A 19532-nucleotide genomic window follows, 5' to 3' on the forward strand; every position below is an offset into this window, starting at 1 on the left:
AATTTTGCGAGGGCTTTATGGCTCGTACTACTCCGATTAGTCGCTACCGTAACATCGGTATCGTCGCTCACGTGGATGCTGGTAAAACCACCACCACCGAGCGCGTCCTTTTTTACACCGGCAAAAGTCACAAGATGGGCGAGGTGCATGACGGCGCCGCGACCACAGACTGGATGGTTCAGGAGCAGGAGCGTGGTATTACCATTACTTCTGCTGCTATTACCGCCTTCTGGAAAGGTTCCGAGAAGCAGTACAAGGATGAGCACCGCTTCAACGTAATCGATACCCCGGGTCACGTAGACTTCACCATTGAAGTTGAGCGTTCCCTGCGCGTACTCGACGGCGCTGTCGTTGTGTTCTGCGGCACCTCGGGTGTTGAGCCTCAGTCGGAAACCGTATGGCGTCAAGCCAACAAATACGGCGTTCCACGTCTTGTTTACGTAAACAAGATGGACCGTGCTGGTGCCAACTTCCTGCGCGTGATCGGTCAGATCAAGCAGCGTCTGGGTCACACCCCGGTGCCAATCCAGTTGGCTATCGGTTCCGAAGACAACTTCCAGGGCCAGATCGATCTGGTGACTATGGAAGCTGTTTACTGGAACGATGCTGACAAAGGTATGGTTCCTCGTCGCGAAGCGATCCCTGCTGAACTGCAGGAATTGGCTGACGAGTGGCGCAACAACATGGTTGAGGCTGCGGCCGAAGCCAACGAAGAACTGATGAACAAGTACCTCGAAGGTGAAGAACTCACCAACGCGGAAATCAAGGCCGCTCTGCGTCAGCGTACTATCGCTGGTGAGATCGTCTTGGCTGTTTGCGGTTCCTCGTTCAAGAACAAGGGCGTTCCCCTGGTTCTCGATGCTGTGATCGACTACCTGCCGGCACCAGTGGATATTCCTGCCATCAAGGGTACTGACCCGGATGACGAGACTATCGAGCTGGAGCGTCATGCAGACGACGCAGAACCGTTCTCCGCTCTGGCATTTAAAATTGCCACTGACCCATTCGTGGGCACCTTGACCTTCGTCCGCGTTTACTCGGGCGTGTTGAACTCCGGCGACGGCGTGATCAACTCGGTTAAAGGCAAGAAAGAGCGTGTGGGTCGTATGGTGCAAATGCACGCAAACGCCCGCGAAGAGATCAAGGAAGTACGCGCTGGTGACATCGCGGCCTTGATCGGCATGAAGGACGTCACCACTGGTGAAACCTTGTGCAACGCTGACAAGCCAATCATCCTGGTTCGCATGGACTTCCCGGAGCCGGTTATTTCGGTTGCCGTTGAGCCTAAGACCAAGGATGACCAGGAAAAAATGGGTATCGCTCTGGGCAAGCTTGCTCAGGAAGATCCATCTTTCCGCGTCAAGACTGATGAAGAGACTGGTCAAACGATCATCTCCGGCATGGGCGAGCTTCACCTGGACATCCTGGTTGACCGGATGCGCCGTGAGTTCAACGTCGAAGCCAACATCGGTAAGCCTCAGGTTTCCTATCGTGAGCGCATCACGAAGAACTGTGAAATCGAAGGCAAATTCGTTCGTCAATCCGGCGGTCGTGGCCAGTTCGGCCATTGCTGGATCCGTTTTGCTCCTGCTGATGAAGGTCAGGAAGGTCTGCAATTCGTGAACGAAGTAGTGGGCGGTGTTGTTCCTAAGGAATACATCCCGGCTATCCAGAAGGGTATCGAAGAGCAGATGAAGAACGGTGTTGTTGCCGGCTATCCGCTCATCGGCCTGAAGGCGACCGTTTTTGACGGTTCTTACCATGACGTCGACTCCAACGAGATGGCGTTTAAGGTGGCTGCTTCCATGGCTACCAAGCAACTGGCCCAGAAGGGCGGTGGTGAGTTGCTTGAGCCAATCATGGCAGTAGAAGTCGTTACGCCTGAAGACTACATGGGTGACGTGATGGGCGACCTTAACCGTCGTCGCGGCATGATCTTGGGTATGGAAGATACGGTTTCCGGCAAAGTGATTCGTGCCGAGGTTCCGTTGGGCGAGATGTTCGGTTATGCGACCGACGTTCGTTCCATGTCTCAGGGTCGCGCAAGCTACTCTATGGAATTCAAAAAATACAACACAGCTCCGGCGCACATCGCTGAAACTGTATCCAAAAAACAAGGCTGATTCAGTCCTTTAGGCAAGGAGTTAATTGTCGTGGCTAAAGAAAAATTTGATCGTTCCCTACCGCACGTCAACGTTGGCACTATCGGTCACGTTGACCACGGTAAAACTACGCTGACTGCTGCTCTGACTCGTGTTTGCTCCGAAATTTTCGGTTCGGCTATCGTTGACTTCGACAAGATCGACAGCGCGCCAGAAGAAAAAGCTCGTGGTATCACCATCAACACCGCTCACGTTGAATACAACTCGCTGATCCGTCACTACGCTCACGTTGACTGCCCAGGTCACGCTGACTATGTGAAGAACATGATCACCGGTGCTGCCCAGATGGACGGCGCAATCCTGGTTTGTTCGGCCGCTGATGGTCCGATGCCACAAACCCGTGAGCACATCCTGCTGTCCCGTCAGGTTGGCGTTCCGTACATCGTGGTTTACCTGAACAAGGCTGACCTGGTAGACGACGCTGAGCTGCTGGAATTGGTTGAGATGGAAGTGCGCGATCTGCTGAGCACTTACGACTTCCCAGGCGACGACACTCCGATCATCATCGGTTCTGCTCGTATGGCTCTGGAAGGCAAAGACGATAACGAAATGGGCACCACTTCCGTACGGAAACTGGTTGAGACTCTGGACAGCTACATTCCAGACCCGGTTCGTGTTATCGACAAGCCGTTCCTGATGCCAATCGAAGACGTATTCTCGATCTCCGGTCGTGGTACTGTTGTAACTGGCCGTATCGAGCGCGGTATCGTTAAGGTTCAGGATCCACTGGAAATCGTTGGTCTGCGTGACACTACCGTCACCACCTGCACCGGTGTTGAAATGTTCCGTAAACTGCTCGACGAAGGTCGTGCAGGCGAGAACTGCGGCGTTCTGCTGCGTGGTACCAAGCGTGACGACGTTGAGCGTGGCCAGGTTCTGGTCAAGCCAGGTTCGGTTAAGCCGCACACTACCTTCGAAGCTGAAGTGTACGTGTTGAGCAAAGAAGAAGGCGGTCGTCACACTCCGTTCTTCAAAGGCTACCGTCCACAGTTCTACTTCCGGACCACTGACGTGACCGGTAACTGCGAACTGCCGGAAGGCGTTGAAATGGTAATGCCAGGCGACAACATCAAAATGGTTGTCACCCTGATCAAAACCATCGCAATGGAAGATGGTCTGCGTTTCGCTATCCGTGAAGGCGGTCGTACCGTCGGCGCTGGCGTCGTAGCCAAAATCATCGCTTAATAAGTGATGACTTGAAAAAGCCCCCGCTTAGCGGGGGCTTTTTTATTGAGTTGACACCCATATGGGGCGTCTATAGAATTGCGCCTCCTTTTAACGGGCGTGTTGCGCTCGCTGGGAATAGCAGCCGGAGTCTGAAATCCAATGGCAAATCAGCAAATTCGTATCAGGTTGAAGGCTTTTGACCACAAACTGATCGACCAATCCACCCAGGAAATCGTGGAAACCGCGAAACGTACTGGTGCTCAAGTGCGTGGTCCAATTCCACTGCCTACCCGTAAAGAACGGTTCACCGTTCTGGTCTCCCCGCACGTCAACAAAGACGCGCGTGACCAGTACGAGATCCGTACTCATAAGCGCGTGCTGGACATCGTCCTGCCAACGGATAAAACCGTTGATGCACTTATGAAGCTTGATCTGGCGGCCGGTGTGGAAGTGCAGATCAGCCTCGGCTAAGACTTGGGTCTTAGTCGTGTAACGCTCTGAAATGGGCGGCCATAGCGGGTGAAAGCCCCGTACACTCATGAGGTTTACAACATGACTATTGGTGTAGTCGGTCGTAAATGCGGTATGACCCGTATTTTCACCGAAGAAGGTGTCTCCATTCCGGTTACGGTCATTGAGATCGAACCGAATCGCGTCACCCAGTTTAAAACTGAAGAAACCGATGGCTATCGTGCAGTGCAAGTCACTGTCGGCGAGCGTCGTGCTTCGCGTGTGACTGCTGCTCAAGCAGGTCACTTCGCTAAAGCAAACGTTGCAGCTGGTCGTACTGTTATGGAGTTCCGTCTTGAAGACGGCGACTACCAGGCTGGCGATCTGATCAACGCTGAAATCTTCGCCGCTGGTCAACTGGTTGATGTAACCGGTCAGTCCAAGGGTAAAGGCTTCCAGGGTACGATCAAGCGTTGGAATTTCCGTGGCCAAGACAACACTCACGGTAACTCCGTTTCCCACCGCGTCCCGGGCTCTATTGGCCAGTGCCAGACTCCTGGTCGTGTATTCAAGGGCAAAAAAATGTCCGGTCATATGGGCGCTGAGCGCGTGACCGTGCAGTCCCTCGAAGTAGTGCGCGTCGACGCTGAACGCAATCTGTTGTTGGTCAAGGGTGCTGTTCCTGGCGCTACTGGCGGCAACCTGGTTGTACGTCCAGCGGCCAAGGCTCGCGGTTAAGGGGAAGCTGACATGCAATTAAATGTAAATGACGCTCAAGCGATCGAAGTTTCCGAACTGACATTTGGCGGCGAATTCAACGAGACGCTGGTTCACCAAGCAGTCGTGGCCTACATGGCCGGCGGCCGTCAAGGTAGCAAGCAGCAAAAGACCCGTTCCGACGTTCGTGGTGGCGGTAAGCGCCCTTGGCGTCAGAAAGGTACTGGCCGCGCTCGTGCCGGTACTATCCGTAGCCCAATCTGGCGTGGCGGCGGTACCACTTTCGCAGCTCGTCCACAGGATCACACCCAGAAGCTCAACAAGAAGATGTATCGCGCAGCACTGCGCTCCATCCTTGCTGAACTCGTGCGTACTGATCGTCTGGTCGTGGTTCAGGACTTCGCTGTTGAAGCGCCGAAAACCAAAAATCTGCTGAACAAGCTGAACGGCATGGGCCTGACTGACGTCCTGATCGTGTCTGAAGCTGTTGATCAGAACCTGTACCTGGCTGCTCGCAACCTGCCACACGTTGATGTACGTGACGTGCAAGGTTCCGATCCAGTTAGTCTGATCGCATACGACAAGGTGTTGATCACCGTGTCGGCCGTGAAGAAATTCGAGGAGCTGCTGGGATGAACCAGGAACGCGTATTTAAAGTTCTGCTTGGCCCGCACGTTTCCGAAAAGGCTACGGTTCTGGCTGACAAGAAAGGCCAGTTCGTTTTCAAGGTTGCAACTGACGCAACCAAGCTGGAAATCAAGAAGGCCGTCGAAAGCCTGTTCAGCGTGAAAGTAGAGCGTGTTACTACCCTGAATGTTCTGGGTAAGAGCAAGCGCACTGCTCGCGGTCTGGGCAAGCGTAATGACTGGAAGAAGGCAGTTATCTCCCTTCAGCCAGGCCAAGATCTCGATTTCAGCAGCAGTGCTGAGTAAGGAAGGGGTGCATCATGGCAATCGTTAAATGCAAACCGACTTCCCCTGGCCGCCGTTTTGTGGTCAAGGTGGTCAACCAGGAGCTGCATAAAGGCGCTCCTCACGCACCGCTGCTCGAGAAGAAATCGAAGACTGGTGGTCGTAACAACAATGGTCGCATTACCACTCGTCACATCGGTGGTGGCCATAAGCAGCATTATCGTCTGGTCGACTTCCGTCGCAACGACAAAGATGGCATCACTGCCACTGTCGAGCGTATCGAATACGATCCAAACCGTACTGCTCACATCGCTCTGCTGCTGTACGCAGATGGCGAGCGTCGCTACATCATCGCCCCTAAAGGCGTGAGTGCTGGTGACCAGCTGATCGCAGGTGCTTTGGCGCCGATCAAGCCGGGCAACGCTCTGCAACTGCGCAACATTCCAGTTGGTAGCACCGTACACGGCATCGAATTGAAGCCGGGTAAAGGCGCGCAAATCGCTCGTTCCGCTGGTGCTTCGGCTCAGCTGATCGCTCGTGAAGGTGTCTACGTGACCCTGCGTCTGCGCTCTGGTGAAATGCGTAAAGTACTGGCTGAGTGCCGTGCGACCCTGGGCGAAGTCTCGAACTCCGAGCACAGCCTGCGTTCGCTGGGTAAAGCTGGTGCCAAACGCTGGCGTGGCGTTCGCCCAACCGTTCGTGGTGTTGCCATGAACCCGGTTGACCACCCACACGGTGGTGGTGAAGGTCGTACCTCTGGTGGTCGTCATCCGGTATCGCCATGGGGCTTCCCGACTAAGGGCGCGAAGACTCGTGGTAATAAGCGTACCGACAAAATGATCGTCCGTCGTCGCAAGTAAATAGAGGGATACGACAGTGCCACGTTCTCTGAAAAAAGGTCCTTTTATTGATCTTCACCTACTGAAGAAGATCGAAGTGGCGGCGGAAAAGAACGATCGCAAACCGGTGAAAACCTGGTCGCGTCGTTCGATGATCCTGCCACAAATGGTCGGTTTGACCATTGCAGTGCATAACGGTCGCCTACATGTTCCAGTTCTCGTGAACGAAGACATGGTCGGCCACAAACTAGGCGAGTTTGCCGGTACCCGCACATATCGTGGGCACGTGGCAGACAAGAAAGCCAAGCGTTAAGGGGTAAGGAATGATGGAAGTAGCCGCTAAGTTGTCGGGCGCTCGAATCTCCGCCCAGAAAGCCCGCTTGGTCGCCGACCAGATCCGCGGGAAGAAGGTGGGCGAAGCGCTCAACCTGTTGGCTTTCAGCAGTAAGAAAGCCGCCGAGATCATCAAGAAAGTGCTGGAGTCGGCCGTAGCCAACGCCGAGCACAACGAAGGCGCGGACGTTGATGACCTTAAGGTCAGCACCGTTTTCGTCAACGAAGGGCGTTCGCTGAAGCGCATCATGCCTCGTGCCAAAGGCCGAGCTGATCGCATCGTCAAGCGGTCTTGCCATATCACTGTCAAGGTTGCTGACAAGTAACGGAGTCGAAGAGATGGGTCAGAAAGTACATCCCATTGGCATTCGCCTGGGAATCGTCAAGGAGCACACCTCCGTCTGGTACGCAGACGGTCGGACTTATGCGGACTACTTGTTCGCTGATCTGAAGGTGCGTGAGTATCTCCAAGACAAACTAAAAAGCGCGTCCGTGAGCCGTATCGATATCCATCGTCCTGCTCAAACTGCACGTATCACCATCCACACCGCTCGTCCAGGTATCGTTATCGGGAAGAAAGGTGAAGATGTTGAGAAACTGCGTCAGGACCTGACCAAGCAAATGGGTGTGCCTGTGCACATCAATATCGAAGAGATCCGCAAGCCGGAGCTCGACGGTATGCTGGTTGCGCAGAGCGTAGCTCAGCAGCTGGAGCGTCGCGTAATGTTCCGTCGCGCTATGAAGCGCGCAGTACAGAACGCCATGCGCATTGGTGCCAAAGGCATCAAAATCCAAGTGAGCGGTCGTCTCGGCGGTGCTGAAATCGCACGTACTGAATGGTATCGCGAAGGTCGTGTGCCACTGCACACCCTGCGTGCCGACATCGACTATGCCAACTACGAAGCTCACACCACTTACGGTGTGATCGGTGTAAAGGTTTGGATCTTCAAAGGCGAAGTAATTGGTGGTCGCCAAGAAGAACTGAAACCACAAGCACCAGCGCCTCGTAAAAAAGCTGCTAAGTAAGGGGTACGCCAAATGTTGCAACCAAAGCGTACGAAGTTCCGCAAGCAGATGACAGGCCACAACCGTGGTCTGGCTCAGCGCGGTAGCAAAGTCAGCTTCGGCGAATATGCGCTGAAGTCTGTAGCTCGTGGTCGTCTCACCGCTCGTCAGATCGAGTCAGCGCGTCGTGCACTGACCCGTCACGTTAAGCGTGGCGGCAAGATCTGGATCCGTGTATTCCCGGACAAGCCTATTTCCAAAAAGCCCCTCGAAGTTCGTATGGGTAAAGGTAAGGGTAGTGTGGAGTACTGGGTTGCCCAGATTCAGCCAGGTAAAGTCCTGTATGAAATCGAGGGTGTAACTGAAGAGCTGGCGCGTGAGGCTTTTGCCCTGGCTGCTGCAAAGCTGCCGCTCGCCACCGCCTTTGTTAAACGGACGGTGATGTGATGAAAGCGAATGAACTTCGTGAAAAAGACGCGCCGCAGCTTAACGAGCAACTGCTCGGCCTGCTGCGCGACCAGTTCAATCTGCGTATGCAGAAAGCAACTGGCCAGTTGGGGCAGTCTCACCTGCTCCGGCAAGTTAAGCGTGACATCGCTCGCGTGAAGACTGTGCTCAAACAGCAGGCAGGTAAGTAATCATGGCTGAAGCCGAAAAAACCGTCCGTACGCTGACTGGCCGTGTTGTCAGCGACAAAATGGACAAGACCATCACCGTTCTGATCGAGCGTCGCGTAAAGCACCCGATCTACGGTAAATACGTTAAGCGTTCGACTAAGCTGCACGCGCACGACGAAACCAATCAGTGCCACATCGGCGACAAAGTCACTATTCGTGAAACTCGTCCGCTGGCCAAGACCAAGTCTTGGGCACTGGTTGATGTTCTCGAACGCGCTGTGGAAGTCTAAGGACTAGGGGTCGGAGAAATTATATGATTCAGACTCAATCCATGCTCGATGTGGCCGATAACAGCGGCGCACGCCGCGTTATGTGCATCAAGGTGCTGGGTGGCTCCCATCGTCGTTACGCTGGTATCGGTGACATCATCAAAGTTACCGTGAAGGAAGCAATTCCTCGCGGTAAAGTGAAAAAAGGCCAAGTGATGACTGCTGTTGTAGTCCGCACTCGTCACGGCGTACGTCGTGCTGATGGCTCCATTATCCGCTTTGATGGCAACGCTGCTGTTCTTCTGAACAACAAGCAAGAGCCGATCGGCACCCGTATCTTTGGGCCAGTGACCCGTGAACTTCGTACTGAGAAGTTCATGAAGATCGTCTCGCTCGCCCCAGAAGTGCTGTAAGGAGATCCGACATGCAAAAGATTCGTCGTGACGACGAGATCATCGTGATCGCCGGCAAAGACAAAGGTAAGCGCGGTAAGGTGCTTAAGGTTCTCGCCAATAACCGTCTGGTTATCGGTGGTCTGAACCTGGTTAAGCGTCATACCAAGCCTAACCCGATGTCGGGCGTACAAGGCGGTATCGTCGAAAAAGAAGCTCCACTGGACGCTTCTAACGTCGCCATTTTCAACGGCGAAACCAACAAGGCTGATCGCGTTGGTTTTAAAGTAGAAGACGGCAAGAAAATTCGTGTCTTCAAGTCGACCCAAAAAGCGGTTGATGCTTGAACACTGCTAGGTAGAAGACCATGGCACGACTAAAAGAGATTTACTGGAAGGAAATCGCACCGAAGCTTAAGGAAGAACTTAAGCTTTCGAACGTGATGGAAGTTCCACGCGTTACAAAAATCACCCTGAACATGGGTCTGGGCGAAGCAGTCGGTGACAAAAAAGTCATCGAGCACGCTGTTGCCGACCTGGAAAAGATCACCGGTCAGAAAGTCGTTGTGACTTACGCTCGGAAATCCATCGCTGGCTTTAAAGTCCGTGAAGGTTGGCCGATCGGCGTCAAAGTGACTCTGCGCCGTGAGCGTATGTACGAATTCCTGGATCGTCTGCTGTCGATCTCCCTGCCTCGGGTCCGCGACTTCCGCGGCCTGAATGCCAAGTCCTTCGATGGTCGTGGTAACTACAGCATGGGCGTTAAAGAGCAGATCATCTTCCCGGAAATCGACTACGACAAGATCGATGCTCTCCGCGGTCTGGACATCACCCTGACCACCACTGCCAAGAACGATGATGAAGGCCGCGCTCTGCTGCGTGCGTTCAAATTCCCGTTCCGCAACTGATTGGAGTAGGACCATGGCCAAGATGAGCATGAAAAACCGCGAGCTGAAACGTCAGCTCACGGTTGCCAAGTACGCCAAGAAGCGTGCAGCACTGAAAGCAATCATCGTTGATCTGAACGCAAGTCCAGAAGCGCGTTGGGAAGCTACAGTTGCTCTGCAGAAGCAGCCACGTGACGCAAGCGCTTCGCGCATGCGTAACCGCTGCCGCCTGACCGGTCGTCCACACGGCGTTTACCGCAAGTTCGGCCTCGGCCGTAACAAACTGCGTGAAGCGGCAATGCGTGGTGACGTACCAGGTCTGGTTAAAGCCAGCTGGTAAGTACTTTCGAAGTCTCAGCGGCCAGGATCGCAAGATACTGACCGCCGGTGGCCTTGAATCTGGAACAAGCCCCTTTTGGGGCTTGTTTCATTTCCGGAGTGTGTCTAAAATACGCGGCTCGCCTGAGCCCGTGTGTTTTATGCTCGGAGATTCTCGGCGACACGTAATGGCCGCAAGGCTAATTTTTTTGTATTAGGAGCGTCTAGCCATGAGTATGCAGGACCCGTTAGCGGACATGCTAACTCGTATCCGTAATGCCCAGATGGCTGAAAAGTCCGTCGTAAGCATGCCATCTTCCACGTTGAAGGTAGCTGTTGCCAAAGTCCTGAAAGACGAAGGCTACATTGCGGGTTATCAGATCAGCAGCGAAATCAAACCACTGCTGTCCATCGAGCTGAAGTACTTCGAAGGCCGTCCGGTCATCGAGGAAGTGAAGCGCGTTAGCCGTCCAGGCCTGCGTCAGTACAAGTCCGTCGATGATCTGCCAAAAGTTCGTGGCGGTCTCGGTGTGTCTATCGTCTCCACCAACAAAGGTGTGATGACGGATCGTGCTGCGCGCGCTGCCGGTGTCGGCGGCGAAGTTCTTTGCACTGTGTTCTAAGGGGGGATAAGCATGTCACGCGTCGCTAAGAACCCCGTTAAGCTGCCAGCCGGTGTCGAAGTAAAATTCGCAGGCCAACAGCTTTCGGTGAAGGGTGCCAAGGGCACTCTCGAACTGAACATCCATTCGTCCGTTGAGATCGTTGAAGAAGCTGGTGAGCTGCGTTTCGCTGCTCGCAATGGCGATCAACAAACTCGCGCAATGGCCGGTACCACTCGTGCGTTGGTAAACAACATGGTCCAAGGCGTAAGCCAAGGCTTCGAGCGTAAGCTCCAGCTGGTCGGTGTTGGTTACAAAGCGCAAGCAAAAGGCACGGTTCTGAACCTGGCCCTTGGCTTCTCGCACCCAGTGGATTACGAACTGCCGGAAGGCATCACCGCTGAGACCCCTAGCCAAACCGATATCCTGATCAAGGGTATTGATAAGCAGCTGGTAGGTCAGGTGGCCGCTGAGATCCGCGACTTCCGTCCACCAGAGCCGTACAAAGGCAAAGGTGTGCGCTACGCGGACGAAGTCGTCCGTCGTAAAGAAGCCAAGAAGAAGTAGGGCATAGCAAATGACCGACAAAAAAGTTACTCGACTGCGTCGCGCTCGCAAAGCACGCCTGAAAATGCACGAACTCGAAGTCGTGCGTCTCTGCGTGTTCCGCTCGTCGCAGCACATCTACGCCCAGGTCATCTCGGCCGACGGCAACAAAGTCCTGGCAAGCGCCTCGACTTTGGATAAAGAACTGCGTGATGGTGCCACTGGCAACATCGACGCGGCCACTAAGGTTGGCCAGCTGGTCGCTACGCGTGCTAAGGCCGCTGGCGTCTCGCAAGTGGCTTTCGACCGCTCTGGCTTCAAGTACCACGGCCGCGTGAAAGCGCTGGCTGATGCTGCTCGTGAAGCTGGGCTGGAGTTCTAAGTTATGTCAAATAACGACCAAAAGCGCGACGAAGGCTACATTGAGAAGCTGGTTCAAGTTAACCGCGTAGCCAAAACCGTTAAAGGCGGCCGTATCTTCACTTTCACCGCGTTGACCGTGGTGGGTGATGGTAAAGGGCGCGTTGGCTTCGGCCGTGGCAAGTCACGTGAAGTGCCTGCTGCGATCCAGAAGGCAATGGAAGCTGCTCGTCGCAACATGATCCAAGTTGATCTGAACGGCACCACTCTGCAGTACGCAATGAAGTCCGCTCACGGCGCTTCGAAGGTGTACATGCAGCCTGCTTCTGAAGGTACCGGTATCATCGCTGGCGGCGCTATGCGTGCTGTCCTCGAAGTTGCTGGCGTTCAGAACGTTCTGGCCAAGTGCTATGGCTCGACTAACCCGGTAAACGTGGTTCACGCCACTTTCAAGGGTTTGAAAGCAATGCAGTCTCCTGAATCCATTGCCGCCAAGCGTGGCAAAAGCGTCAAGGAGATCTTCTGATCATGGCTACCGTTAAAGTAACGCTGATCAAAAGCATGACCGGCCGCATCCCTAACCACAAATTGTGCGTTAAGGGTTTGGGTCTGCGTCGCATCGGTCACACTGTAGAAGTACTTGATACTCCCGAGAATCGCGGGATGATCAACAAGGCTTACTACATGCTGCGTGTCGAGGGTTAATCGATGAAACTCAATGATCTGAGTCCAGCGCCGGGTTCCCGTCGCGAAAAGCATCGTCCGGGCCGTGGTATCGGTAGTGGTTTGGGCAAGACCGGTGGCCGTGGCCACAAAGGTCAGTCCTCCCGCTCCGGTGGCACCATCGCTCCAGGCTTTGAAGGCGGTCAACAGCCGCTGCATCGTCGCCTGCCGAAGTTCGGTTTCGTTTCTCTGAAAGCCATGGACCGCGCAGAAGTGCGTCTGTCCGAGCTGGCCAAAGTGGAAGGCGACATCGTTACCGTGCAGACCCTGAAAGATGCCAACGTGATCAACGTCAACGTACAGCGTGTGAAAATCATGCTGTCCGGTGAAGTGACTCGCGCTGTCACTATCGGCAAGGGAATCGGCGCCACCAAAGGTGCGCGTTCGGCTATCGAAGCAGCTGGCGGCAAGTTCGAGGAATAAATGGCTAAGCAAGGTGCTCTCTCAGCGCTCGGCAAAGGCGGTATGTCTGAACTTTGGGCTCGTCTGCGTTTTCTGTTCCTGGCGATTATCGTCTACCGAATAGGCGCACACATCCCGGTTCCAGGTATCAACCCGGACCGACTCGCAGACCTGTTTCGACAGAATGAGGGGACCATTCTTAGCTTGTTCAACATGTTTTCTGGCGGCGCGCTGGAACGGATGAGCATCTTTGCACTGGGGATCATGCCGTACATCTCGGCATCGATCATCATGCAACTGATGACCGCCGTGAGCCCGCAGCTGGAGCAGTTGAAGAAGGAAGGTGAAGCTGGCCGTCGCAAGATAAGTCAGTACACCCGCTACGGCACTGTCATGCTCGCCCTGGTTCAAGCTATCGGCATGTCCGTTGGCCTGGCCGGGCAGGGTGTTGCGTTCACTGGTGACTTTGGCTTCCATTTCGTCGCGGTATCCACTTTTGTGGCTGGTGCGATGTTCATGATGTGGCTGGGTGAGCAGATTACTGAACGTGGTGTTGGTAACGGTATCTCGATGTTGATTTTCGCAGGTATCGTTGCCGGTCTTCCGAGAGCGATTGGGCAGTCTTTCGAGTCTGCACGTCAGGGTGATATCAATATCTTCGCCTTGGTTGCCATCGGTTTGTTGGCAGTAGCGATTATCGGTTTTGTGGTGTTCATTGAGCGTGGCCAGCGTCGTATTGCTGTTCACTACGCCAAGCGTCAGCAGGGCCGCAAGGTCTTTGCTGCGCAGACCAGCCACTTGCCGCTGAAAGTGAACATGGCCGGGGTTATTCCTGCCATTTTCGCGAGCAGCATTTTGCTGTTTCCGGCTTCGTTGGGTGCCTGGTTCGGTCAGTCTGAAGGTATGGGCTGGTTGCAGGACATCTCGCAGTCGATCGCTCCTGGTCAGCCGTTGAATATTCTGCTGTTTAGTGCAGGGATTATTTTCTTCTGCTTCTTCTATACGGCGTTGATGTTCAATCCGAAAGACGTAGCGGAAAACCTGAAGAAGTCCGGTGCCTTTATTCCGGGTATTCGTCCAGGTGAGCAGTCTGCGCGCTACATTGATGGCGTTCTGACTCGCTTGACCATGTTCGGTGCTCTATATATGACGGCCGTGTGCTTGCTGCCCCAGTTCCTGGTGGTTGCAGCAAACGTTCCGTTCTACCTTGGCGGGACCTCGTTGCTGATCGTCGTCGTGGTTGTGATGGACTTCATGTCCCAAGTACAATCGCACCTCGTTTCGCACCAGTACGAATCCCTGATGAAGAAAGCCAACCTGAAGGGTTACGGCAGCGGCATGTTGCGCTGAGTACCCATAAGGTTCGAGGAGTTGGTGATGAAAGTTCGTGCATCGGTGAAAAAGCTGTGCCGTAACTGCAAAATTATTCGCCGCGAAGGTGTTGTTCGAGTAATTTGCAGCGCGGAACCGCGTCACAAACAGCGCCAAGGCTGAGTGTGATCCGCTTGAAGCCCGGCAGCTAGTGCGCTGCCGGGTTGATTATTTGTTATTACAGCGATATTATCTCGCGCCCTATTTCTTGGCTTCCGGGGCGTAGGTAGCTGTCAATTGGAGTCCCACTGAATGGCCCGTATTGCAGGCGTTAACATTCCAGATAACAAGCACACTGTTATCTCGCTGACCTACATCTATGGTGTTGGTCGCACTACTGCGCAGAAAATTTGCGCAGATACTGGGGTAAACCCAGCCGCAAAGATCAAAGATCTGAGCGACGAGCAGATTGAGCTGTTGCGTGGCGAAGTGGCGAAGTTCACCACTGAAGGTGACCTGCGTCGCGAAATCAACATGAAAATCAAGCGTTTGATGGACCTCGGTTGCTACCGTGGTCTGCGTCATCGTCGTGGTCTTCCAGTACGCGGTCAGCGTACCAAGACTAACGCGCGTACCCGTAAAGGTCCGCGTAAGCCGATCCGCAAGTAATCGCCCACGCGAATCGACAGGAAATTAATCATGGCAAAACCTGCTGCTCGTCCTCGTAAAAAAGTTAAAAAGACAGTGGTTGATGGCATCGCCCACATCCATGCATCTTTTAACAACACAATCGTGACCATCACCGACCGTCAAGGTAACGCGCTTTCTTGGGCTACCTCCGGTGGTTCGGGTTTCCGCGGTTCCCGCAAGTCCACCCCGTTTGCTGCTCAAGTAGCTGCTGAACGTGCTGGTCAAGCTGCGCTGGAATATGGCCTGAAAAACCTTGACGTCAACGTCAAAGGTCCAGGTCCAGGTCGTGAGTCTGCTGTCCGTGCATTGAACGGCTGTGGCTATAAGATCGCCAGCATCACCGACGTGACGCCAATCCCGCACAACGGGTGCCGTCCGCCGAAGAAGCGCCGCGTGTAATCCAGGAGATTGTAAAGAATGGCTCGTTACATTGGTCCAAAATGCAAACTCGCTCGTCGTGAAGGCACCGATCTCTTTTTGAAGAGCGGCGTGCGCGCGATCGAATCGAAGTGCAACATTGAAGCAGCACCTGGTATCCACGGCCAACGCCGCGGTCGCCAGTCCGATTACGGCACCCAACTGCGTGAAAAGCAGAAGGTCCGTCGTATCTACGGCGTTCTCGAGCGTCAGTTCAGCGGCTACTATAAAGAAGCTGCTGGCAAGAAAGGTGCAACCGGTGAAAACCTGCTGCAACTGCTCGAATGCCGTCTGGACAACGTTGTATACCGTATGGGCTTTGGTTCGACTCGTGCCGAATCCCGTCAGCTGGTATCGCACAAATCCGTCAGCGTAAACGGCCAAACCGTTAACGTCCCGTCGTACCAGGTTCGTGCTGGTGACGTGGTCGCGATTCGCGAGAAAGCAAAAAATCAACTTCGCATTGTCCAAGCTCTCGATCTGTGTGCCCAACGTGGCCGCGTAGAATGGGTAGAAGTAGACACTGAGAAGAAGTCGGGCGTTTTCAAGAACGTTCCTGCTCGCAGTGATCTGTCCGCCGACATCAACGAAAGCCTGATTGTCGAGCTCTACTCCAAGTAAGGGCTAGAAAATAGGTGCATCCATGCAGATTTCGGTAAATGAGTTCCTGACACCACGTCACATTGATGTGCAGGTTGTCAGTCCAACCCGCGCCAAGATCACTCTCGAGCCTCTCGAGCGTGGTTTTGGCCACACCCTGGGCAACGCGCTGCGCCGCATCCTGTTGTCCTCAATGCCCGGCTGTGCAGTAGTCGAGGCCGAGATTGACGGTGTGCTCCACGAGTACAGCGCCATCGAAGGTGTACAGGAAGACGTAATTGAAATCCTGTTGAACCTTAAAGGTCTGGCTATCAAGCTGCACGGCCGTGACGAAGTTACGCTGACCTTGTCGAAGAAGGGTTCGGGGGTGGTTACCGCTGCCGATATTCAGCTGGATCATGATGTCGAGATCGTTAATCCCGATCACGTAATCGCTAACCTGGCGTCTAACGGCGCCCTGAACATGAAGCTCACCGTAGCTCGTGGTCGTGGTTATGAACCGGCCGACTCGCGTCAGAGCGATGAAGACGAAAGCCGCAGCATTGGTCGCTTGCAGCTTGACTCTTCGTTCAGCCCGGTTCGCCGTATCGCATACGTGGTGGAAAACGCCCGTGTCGAACAGCGTACTAACCTGGACAAGCTGGTTATTGATCTGGAAACCAACGGTACTCTGGATCCTGAAGAGGCTATCCGCCGCGCTGCAACCATTCTGCAACAGCAGTTGGCTGCGTTCGTCGACCTCAAGGGTGACAGCGAACCAGTGGTAATCGAGCAGGAAGACGAGATCGATCCGATCCTGCTTCGCCCGGTTGACGATCTGGAACTGACTGTACGTTCGGCTAACTGCCTTAAGGCGGAAAACATTTACTACATCGGCGATCTGATTCAGCGCACCGAAGTAGAACTGTTGAAGACTCCGAACCTGGGCAAGAAATCCTTGACTGAAATCAAGGACGTTCTGGCCTCCCGCGGTCTGTCCCTCGGCATGCGCCTCGACAACTGGCCGCCTGCAAGTCTTAAGAAGGACGACAAGGCGACTGCCTGATCGTCGTAATCACCGAACGTGAGTTTGGTAAGGAATGAACCATGCGTCATCGTAAAAGTGGTCGTCACCTGAGCCGTACCAGCTCGCACCGTAAGGCTATGTTCCAGAACATGGCGGTGTCGCTGTTCGAGCACGAGCTGATCAAAACTACACTGCCGAAAGCTAAAGAACTGCGTCGCGTTGCTGAGCCGCTGATTACTTTGGCCAAGACAGACAGCCTGGCTAACCGCCGTCTGGCTTTCGACCGTACTCGTTCGAAAGCTATCGTTGGTAAGCTCTTCAACGACCTGGGCAAGCGTTACGCTACCCGTGAGGGTGGCTACCTGCGCATCCTCAAGTGCGGTTTCCGCGCTGGTGACAACGCGCCTATGGCGTACGTTGAGCTGATCGATCGTCCAGTTGGCGGTGAAGCTGTATCCGCTGAGTAAGACGTCAGTCTGTAACGAAGAACCGGGCCTAGTGCCCGGTTTTTTGTGCCTGTAAGAAAAGCGCCATCCGTACAATCCTCCGGCTCGTAGACGCCCGCACTATAGCTGCGGGATTGTTGGTAGAAATTTTCTATTGATGCCTACAATTTTATGAATTTGTAGGCGTCATGTTGATGGTCAATACTCCCTCCAAGCCGATTAGCCGGCAGTTCCAAGACTGACCTGAGGAAGATTGAGCATGAGCCAGAATAAAACCCTTACTACCGCCAGCGGCGCACCCGTTGCCGATAACCAGAATTCCCGTTCGGCCGGCCCACGTGGCCCGTTGCTGCTCGACGATTTTCACCTGATCGAAAAGCTCGCCCACTTCAACCGTGAAAATATCCCTGAACGTCGTGTGCACGCCAAGGGTTCGGGCGCTTACGGTACCTTCACCGTCACCCAAGACATTACTCAGTACTCCAGTGCCAAGCTGTTCGAGTCCGTGGGTAAACAAACGCCGACCTTCCTGCGCTTCTCTACCGTGGGTGGCGAACGCGGTTCGGCTGATACCGAGCGCGACCCACGCGGTTTCGCCTTGAAGTTCTACACCGAAGAAGGCAACTGGGACATCGTTGGCAACAACACCCCGGTGTTCTTCATCCGTGACCCGCTGAAATTCCCGGACTTTATCCACACCCAAAAGCGCCTGCCGCAAAGCAACCTGAAAAGTGCGCAGATGATGTGGGACTTCTGGTCGCACTCCCCTGAGGCGCTGCACCAGGTCACCATCTTGTTTTCGGACCGTGGTATCCCGGACGGCTACCGTCACATGCACGGCTTCGGCAGCCACACCTACAGCCTGATCAACGCCCGCGGCGAGCGTCACTGGGTGAAGTGGCACTACAAAACCAAGCAAGGCATCAAGAACCTGGCGCCGGCTGACGCTGCACGCCTGGCGGGTACCGACCCCGATTACGCCCAACGCGACCTGTTCGGCGCTATCGAGCGCGGTGACTTCCCGAAATGGCGCGTGTGCATCCAGATCATGACCGAGGCCCAGGCCAACGCTCACTACGAGAACCCGTTCGACGTGACCAAGACTTGGTCGCAGAAAGAGTTCCCGCTGATCGAAGTCGGCGAGCTGGAGTTGAACCGCAACCCGCTGAACTACTTCGCTGAAGTTGAGCAGGCGGCTTTCGGTCCAAGCAACATGGTCCCGGGTGTTGGCTTGTCACCAGACCGCATGCTGCAAGGTCGTGTGTTCGCTTACGCTGATGCCCACCGCTACCGCGTAGGCACCAACCACCAGCACCTGCCGGTGAATGCGCCACTCAGCCCAGTCAACAGCTACCAGCGTGACGGTTCGATGGCATTCGGCAGCAATGGCGGTGCGGCTCCCAACTATGAACCAAACAGCTACGCCGGTGCACCGAAGCAGGCTCCGCAGTTTGCCGAGCCTGCCTTGGCCCTGAGCGGCGCGGCGGATCGTTACGATCACCGCGAAGACACCGACTACTACAGCCACGCCGGTGCGCTGTTCCGCCTGATGAACGATGAGCAGAAAGCCCTGCTGATCCACAACATCGCCGGCGCCATGGCGGGAGTTTCCAGCGACGTGGTTCAGCGCCAGTTGCAATACTTCTTCAAGGCAGATCCTGCGTATGGAGAAGGGATCGCATCTGCACTGGGTGTATCGCTTAACTAACTCTAAACGATAAGCAGAACCGCCCTCATTTGGGCGGTTTTTGCGTTATTTCAGCTACTTTTCACCGGAAATCTTCACTTTTCTGCCGTTGATCCCGTGACCTCCGGGTCATCATGGTTCAAACTACAGACTTTCAAGCAGGGAGATGTAGGGCGATGCAAGGTCACCCCGACGTAATCGATTACCTCAACACGTTGCTGACGGGCGAACTGGCAGCTCGTGACCAATATTTCATTCACTCGCGGATGTACGAAGACTGGGGCTTTACCGAGCTCTACGAGCGTATCAACCATGAAATGGAAGAAGAGGCACAGCACGCCGACGCGCTGATGCGCCGTATCCTGATGCTCGAAGGCACGCCACGTATGCGTCCCGACGACCTGGACACCGGCACCACGGTGCCTGACATGCTCGCCAGCGACTTGCGCCTGGAATACAAGGTGCGTGCTGCGCTCTGCAAGGGCATTGAGCTCTGCGAGAAGCACAACGACTACGTCACGCGGGAAATCCTGCGGGTGCAGTTGAATGACACCGAAGAAGATCACACCTACTGGCTGGAGAAGCAGTTGGGCCTGATCAAGTTGATTGGCCTGGAGAACTACCTGCAATCGCAGCTCTGATTCCGCAGGCTAAAAAAAGCCCCTGTCACTTACAC

Annotated in this window: 32 protein-coding genes; all 32 read left to right on the forward strand. The window is 54.6% G+C overall.

What is annotated here, in order from left to right:
• Positions 1 to 17 precede the first annotated feature (17 nt).
• The 32 genes from fusA to bfr all read left to right on the forward strand — a co-directional run bounded on the left by fusA (position 18) and on the right by bfr (position 19497).
• Positions 18 to 2123 (forward strand): elongation factor G, encoded by a 2106-nt coding sequence (gene fusA / locus CEC48_RS14625; protein WP_088424409.1) that lies wholly within the window; start codon positions 18 to 20, stop codon positions 2121 to 2123.
• 30 nt (positions 2124 to 2153) lie between these two features.
• The gene (gene tuf, locus CEC48_RS14630) at positions 2154 to 3347 is read left to right on the forward strand and encodes an elongation factor Tu (protein ID WP_048724879.1); all 1194 of its coding nucleotides are present in this window, start codon (positions 2154 to 2156) and stop codon (positions 3345 to 3347) included.
• Positions 3348 to 3488: 141 nt separating this feature from the next.
• Positions 3489 to 3800 carry a 30S ribosomal protein S10 gene (gene rpsJ, locus CEC48_RS14635; RefSeq protein ID WP_003210084.1) on the forward strand — a complete coding sequence of 104 codons (312 nt, stop codon included), beginning with the start codon at positions 3489 to 3491 and terminating at the stop codon, positions 3798 to 3800.
• A gap of 81 nt (positions 3801 to 3881) precedes the next feature.
• Complete coding sequence (gene rplC, locus CEC48_RS14640; protein WP_003194649.1) at positions 3882 to 4517, forward strand: 50S ribosomal protein L3; 636 nt, start codon at positions 3882 to 3884, stop codon at positions 4515 to 4517.
• A 12-nt stretch (positions 4518 to 4529) separates the two neighbouring features.
• Positions 4530 to 5132, forward strand: coding sequence for a 50S ribosomal protein L4 (rplD, locus tag CEC48_RS14645; RefSeq protein WP_088424410.1), 603 nt, complete (start codon positions 4530 to 4532; stop codon positions 5130 to 5132).
• Complete coding sequence (gene rplW / locus CEC48_RS14650) at positions 5129 to 5428, forward strand: 50S ribosomal protein L23 (protein ID WP_002555488.1); 300 nt, start codon at positions 5129 to 5131, stop codon at positions 5426 to 5428. The genes rplD and rplW overlap by 4 nt, the downstream gene beginning before the upstream one ends.
• A gap of 14 nt (positions 5429 to 5442) precedes the next feature.
• The gene (gene rplB, locus CEC48_RS14655) at positions 5443 to 6267 is read left to right on the forward strand and encodes a 50S ribosomal protein L2 (RefSeq protein ID WP_032884535.1); all 825 of its coding nucleotides are present in this window, start codon (positions 5443 to 5445) and stop codon (positions 6265 to 6267) included.
• Between the two features lie 16 nt (positions 6268 to 6283).
• Positions 6284 to 6559, forward strand: coding sequence for a 30S ribosomal protein S19 (rpsS, locus tag CEC48_RS14660; protein ID WP_003232420.1), 276 nt, complete (start codon positions 6284 to 6286; stop codon positions 6557 to 6559).
• A 13-nt stretch (positions 6560 to 6572) separates the two neighbouring features.
• Positions 6573 to 6905 carry a 50S ribosomal protein L22 gene (gene rplV, locus CEC48_RS14665; RefSeq protein WP_003210077.1) on the forward strand — a complete coding sequence of 111 codons (333 nt, stop codon included), beginning with the start codon at positions 6573 to 6575 and terminating at the stop codon, positions 6903 to 6905.
• 13 nt (positions 6906 to 6918) lie between these two features.
• The gene (gene rpsC / locus CEC48_RS14670) at positions 6919 to 7605 is read left to right on the forward strand and encodes a 30S ribosomal protein S3 (RefSeq protein ID WP_003176422.1); all 687 of its coding nucleotides are present in this window, start codon (positions 6919 to 6921) and stop codon (positions 7603 to 7605) included.
• 12 nt (positions 7606 to 7617) lie between these two features.
• Positions 7618 to 8031 carry a 50S ribosomal protein L16 gene (gene rplP / locus CEC48_RS14675; RefSeq protein WP_045057467.1) on the forward strand — a complete coding sequence of 138 codons (414 nt, stop codon included), beginning with the start codon at positions 7618 to 7620 and terminating at the stop codon, positions 8029 to 8031.
• Entirely contained in the window at positions 8031 to 8222 is a 192-nt protein-coding gene (rpmC, locus tag CEC48_RS14680; protein WP_008030901.1) for a 50S ribosomal protein L29, read from the forward strand. Before rplP ends, rpmC begins: the two co-directional genes overlap by 1 nt.
• 2 nt (positions 8223 to 8224) lie before the next feature.
• Positions 8225 to 8491: a 30S ribosomal protein S17 gene (rpsQ, locus tag CEC48_RS14685; RefSeq protein WP_003176419.1), complete on the forward strand. Its 267-nt coding sequence runs from the start codon at positions 8225 to 8227 to the stop codon at positions 8489 to 8491.
• 23 nt (positions 8492 to 8514) lie between these two features.
• Positions 8515 to 8883, forward strand: a complete 369-nt coding sequence (rplN, locus tag CEC48_RS14690; RefSeq protein ID WP_002555479.1) for a 50S ribosomal protein L14 — start codon at positions 8515 to 8517, stop codon at positions 8881 to 8883.
• An 11-nt stretch (positions 8884 to 8894) separates the two neighbouring features.
• Entirely contained in the window at positions 8895 to 9209 is a 315-nt protein-coding gene (gene rplX / locus CEC48_RS14695; protein ID WP_003176416.1) for a 50S ribosomal protein L24, read from the forward strand.
• A 20-nt stretch (positions 9210 to 9229) separates the two neighbouring features.
• Entirely contained in the window at positions 9230 to 9769 is a 540-nt protein-coding gene (gene rplE, locus CEC48_RS14700; RefSeq protein ID WP_003176415.1) for a 50S ribosomal protein L5, read from the forward strand.
• A 13-nt stretch (positions 9770 to 9782) separates the two neighbouring features.
• Complete coding sequence (gene rpsN, locus CEC48_RS14705; protein ID WP_003176414.1) at positions 9783 to 10088, forward strand: 30S ribosomal protein S14; 306 nt, start codon at positions 9783 to 9785, stop codon at positions 10086 to 10088.
• Between the two features lie 208 nt (positions 10089 to 10296).
• Positions 10297 to 10689, forward strand: a complete 393-nt coding sequence (rpsH, locus tag CEC48_RS14710; protein ID WP_003186040.1) for a 30S ribosomal protein S8 — start codon at positions 10297 to 10299, stop codon at positions 10687 to 10689.
• Between the two features lie 12 nt (positions 10690 to 10701).
• Positions 10702 to 11235, forward strand: a complete 534-nt coding sequence (rplF, locus tag CEC48_RS14715) for a 50S ribosomal protein L6 (RefSeq protein ID WP_003176412.1) — start codon at positions 10702 to 10704, stop codon at positions 11233 to 11235.
• Between the two features lie 10 nt (positions 11236 to 11245).
• Entirely contained in the window at positions 11246 to 11596 is a 351-nt protein-coding gene (rplR, locus tag CEC48_RS14720; protein ID WP_003186037.1) for a 50S ribosomal protein L18, read from the forward strand.
• 3 nt (positions 11597 to 11599) lie between these two features.
• Positions 11600 to 12100 (forward strand): 30S ribosomal protein S5, encoded by a 501-nt coding sequence (gene rpsE / locus CEC48_RS14725; RefSeq protein WP_003186035.1) that lies wholly within the window; start codon positions 11600 to 11602, stop codon positions 12098 to 12100.
• A gap of 2 nt (positions 12101 to 12102) precedes the next feature.
• Positions 12103 to 12279 (forward strand): 50S ribosomal protein L30, encoded by a 177-nt coding sequence (gene rpmD, locus CEC48_RS14730; RefSeq protein ID WP_003186033.1) that lies wholly within the window; start codon positions 12103 to 12105, stop codon positions 12277 to 12279.
• Positions 12280 to 12282: 3 nt separating this feature from the next.
• Entirely contained in the window at positions 12283 to 12720 is a 438-nt protein-coding gene (rplO, locus tag CEC48_RS14735; RefSeq protein WP_003210066.1) for a 50S ribosomal protein L15, read from the forward strand.
• Positions 12721 to 14049, forward strand: coding sequence for a preprotein translocase subunit SecY (gene secY, locus CEC48_RS14740; protein ID WP_088424411.1), 1329 nt, complete (start codon positions 12721 to 12723; stop codon positions 14047 to 14049).
• Between the two features lie 27 nt (positions 14050 to 14076).
• The gene (gene rpmJ / locus CEC48_RS14745; protein WP_002555468.1) at positions 14077 to 14193 is read left to right on the forward strand and encodes a 50S ribosomal protein L36; all 117 of its coding nucleotides are present in this window, start codon (positions 14077 to 14079) and stop codon (positions 14191 to 14193) included.
• 129 nt (positions 14194 to 14322) lie between these two features.
• Positions 14323 to 14679, forward strand: coding sequence for a 30S ribosomal protein S13 (gene rpsM / locus CEC48_RS14750; protein WP_003210063.1), 357 nt, complete (start codon positions 14323 to 14325; stop codon positions 14677 to 14679).
• A gap of 30 nt (positions 14680 to 14709) precedes the next feature.
• On the forward strand, positions 14710 to 15099 hold the full coding sequence (rpsK, locus tag CEC48_RS14755; RefSeq protein WP_002555466.1) for a 30S ribosomal protein S11: 390 nt from the start codon (positions 14710 to 14712) through the stop codon (positions 15097 to 15099).
• Positions 15100 to 15117: 18 nt separating this feature from the next.
• Positions 15118 to 15738: a 30S ribosomal protein S4 gene (gene rpsD / locus CEC48_RS14760; protein ID WP_003210056.1), complete on the forward strand. Its 621-nt coding sequence runs from the start codon at positions 15118 to 15120 to the stop codon at positions 15736 to 15738.
• Positions 15739 to 15760: 22 nt separating this feature from the next.
• On the forward strand, positions 15761 to 16762 hold the full coding sequence (gene rpoA, locus CEC48_RS14765; protein ID WP_003176403.1) for a DNA-directed RNA polymerase subunit alpha: 1002 nt from the start codon (positions 15761 to 15763) through the stop codon (positions 16760 to 16762).
• A gap of 41 nt (positions 16763 to 16803) precedes the next feature.
• A complete protein-coding gene (gene rplQ, locus CEC48_RS14770; RefSeq protein ID WP_003210053.1) occupies positions 16804 to 17190 on the forward strand; it encodes a 50S ribosomal protein L17 in 387 nt (128 codons plus the stop codon).
• Between the two features lie 238 nt (positions 17191 to 17428).
• Positions 17429 to 18877 carry a catalase gene (locus tag CEC48_RS14775; RefSeq protein WP_088424412.1) on the forward strand — a complete coding sequence of 483 codons (1449 nt, stop codon included), beginning with the start codon at positions 17429 to 17431 and terminating at the stop codon, positions 18875 to 18877.
• A 155-nt stretch (positions 18878 to 19032) separates the two neighbouring features.
• The gene (gene bfr, locus CEC48_RS14780) at positions 19033 to 19497 is read left to right on the forward strand and encodes a bacterioferritin (protein WP_088424413.1); all 465 of its coding nucleotides are present in this window, start codon (positions 19033 to 19035) and stop codon (positions 19495 to 19497) included.
• The last annotated feature ends 35 nt before the right edge of the window (positions 19498 to 19532 follow it).

It is taken from the genome of Pseudomonas sp. K2I15 (assembly GCF_002204795.1).
Taxonomy (GTDB): Bacteria; Pseudomonadota; Gammaproteobacteria; order Pseudomonadales; family Pseudomonadaceae; genus Aquipseudomonas.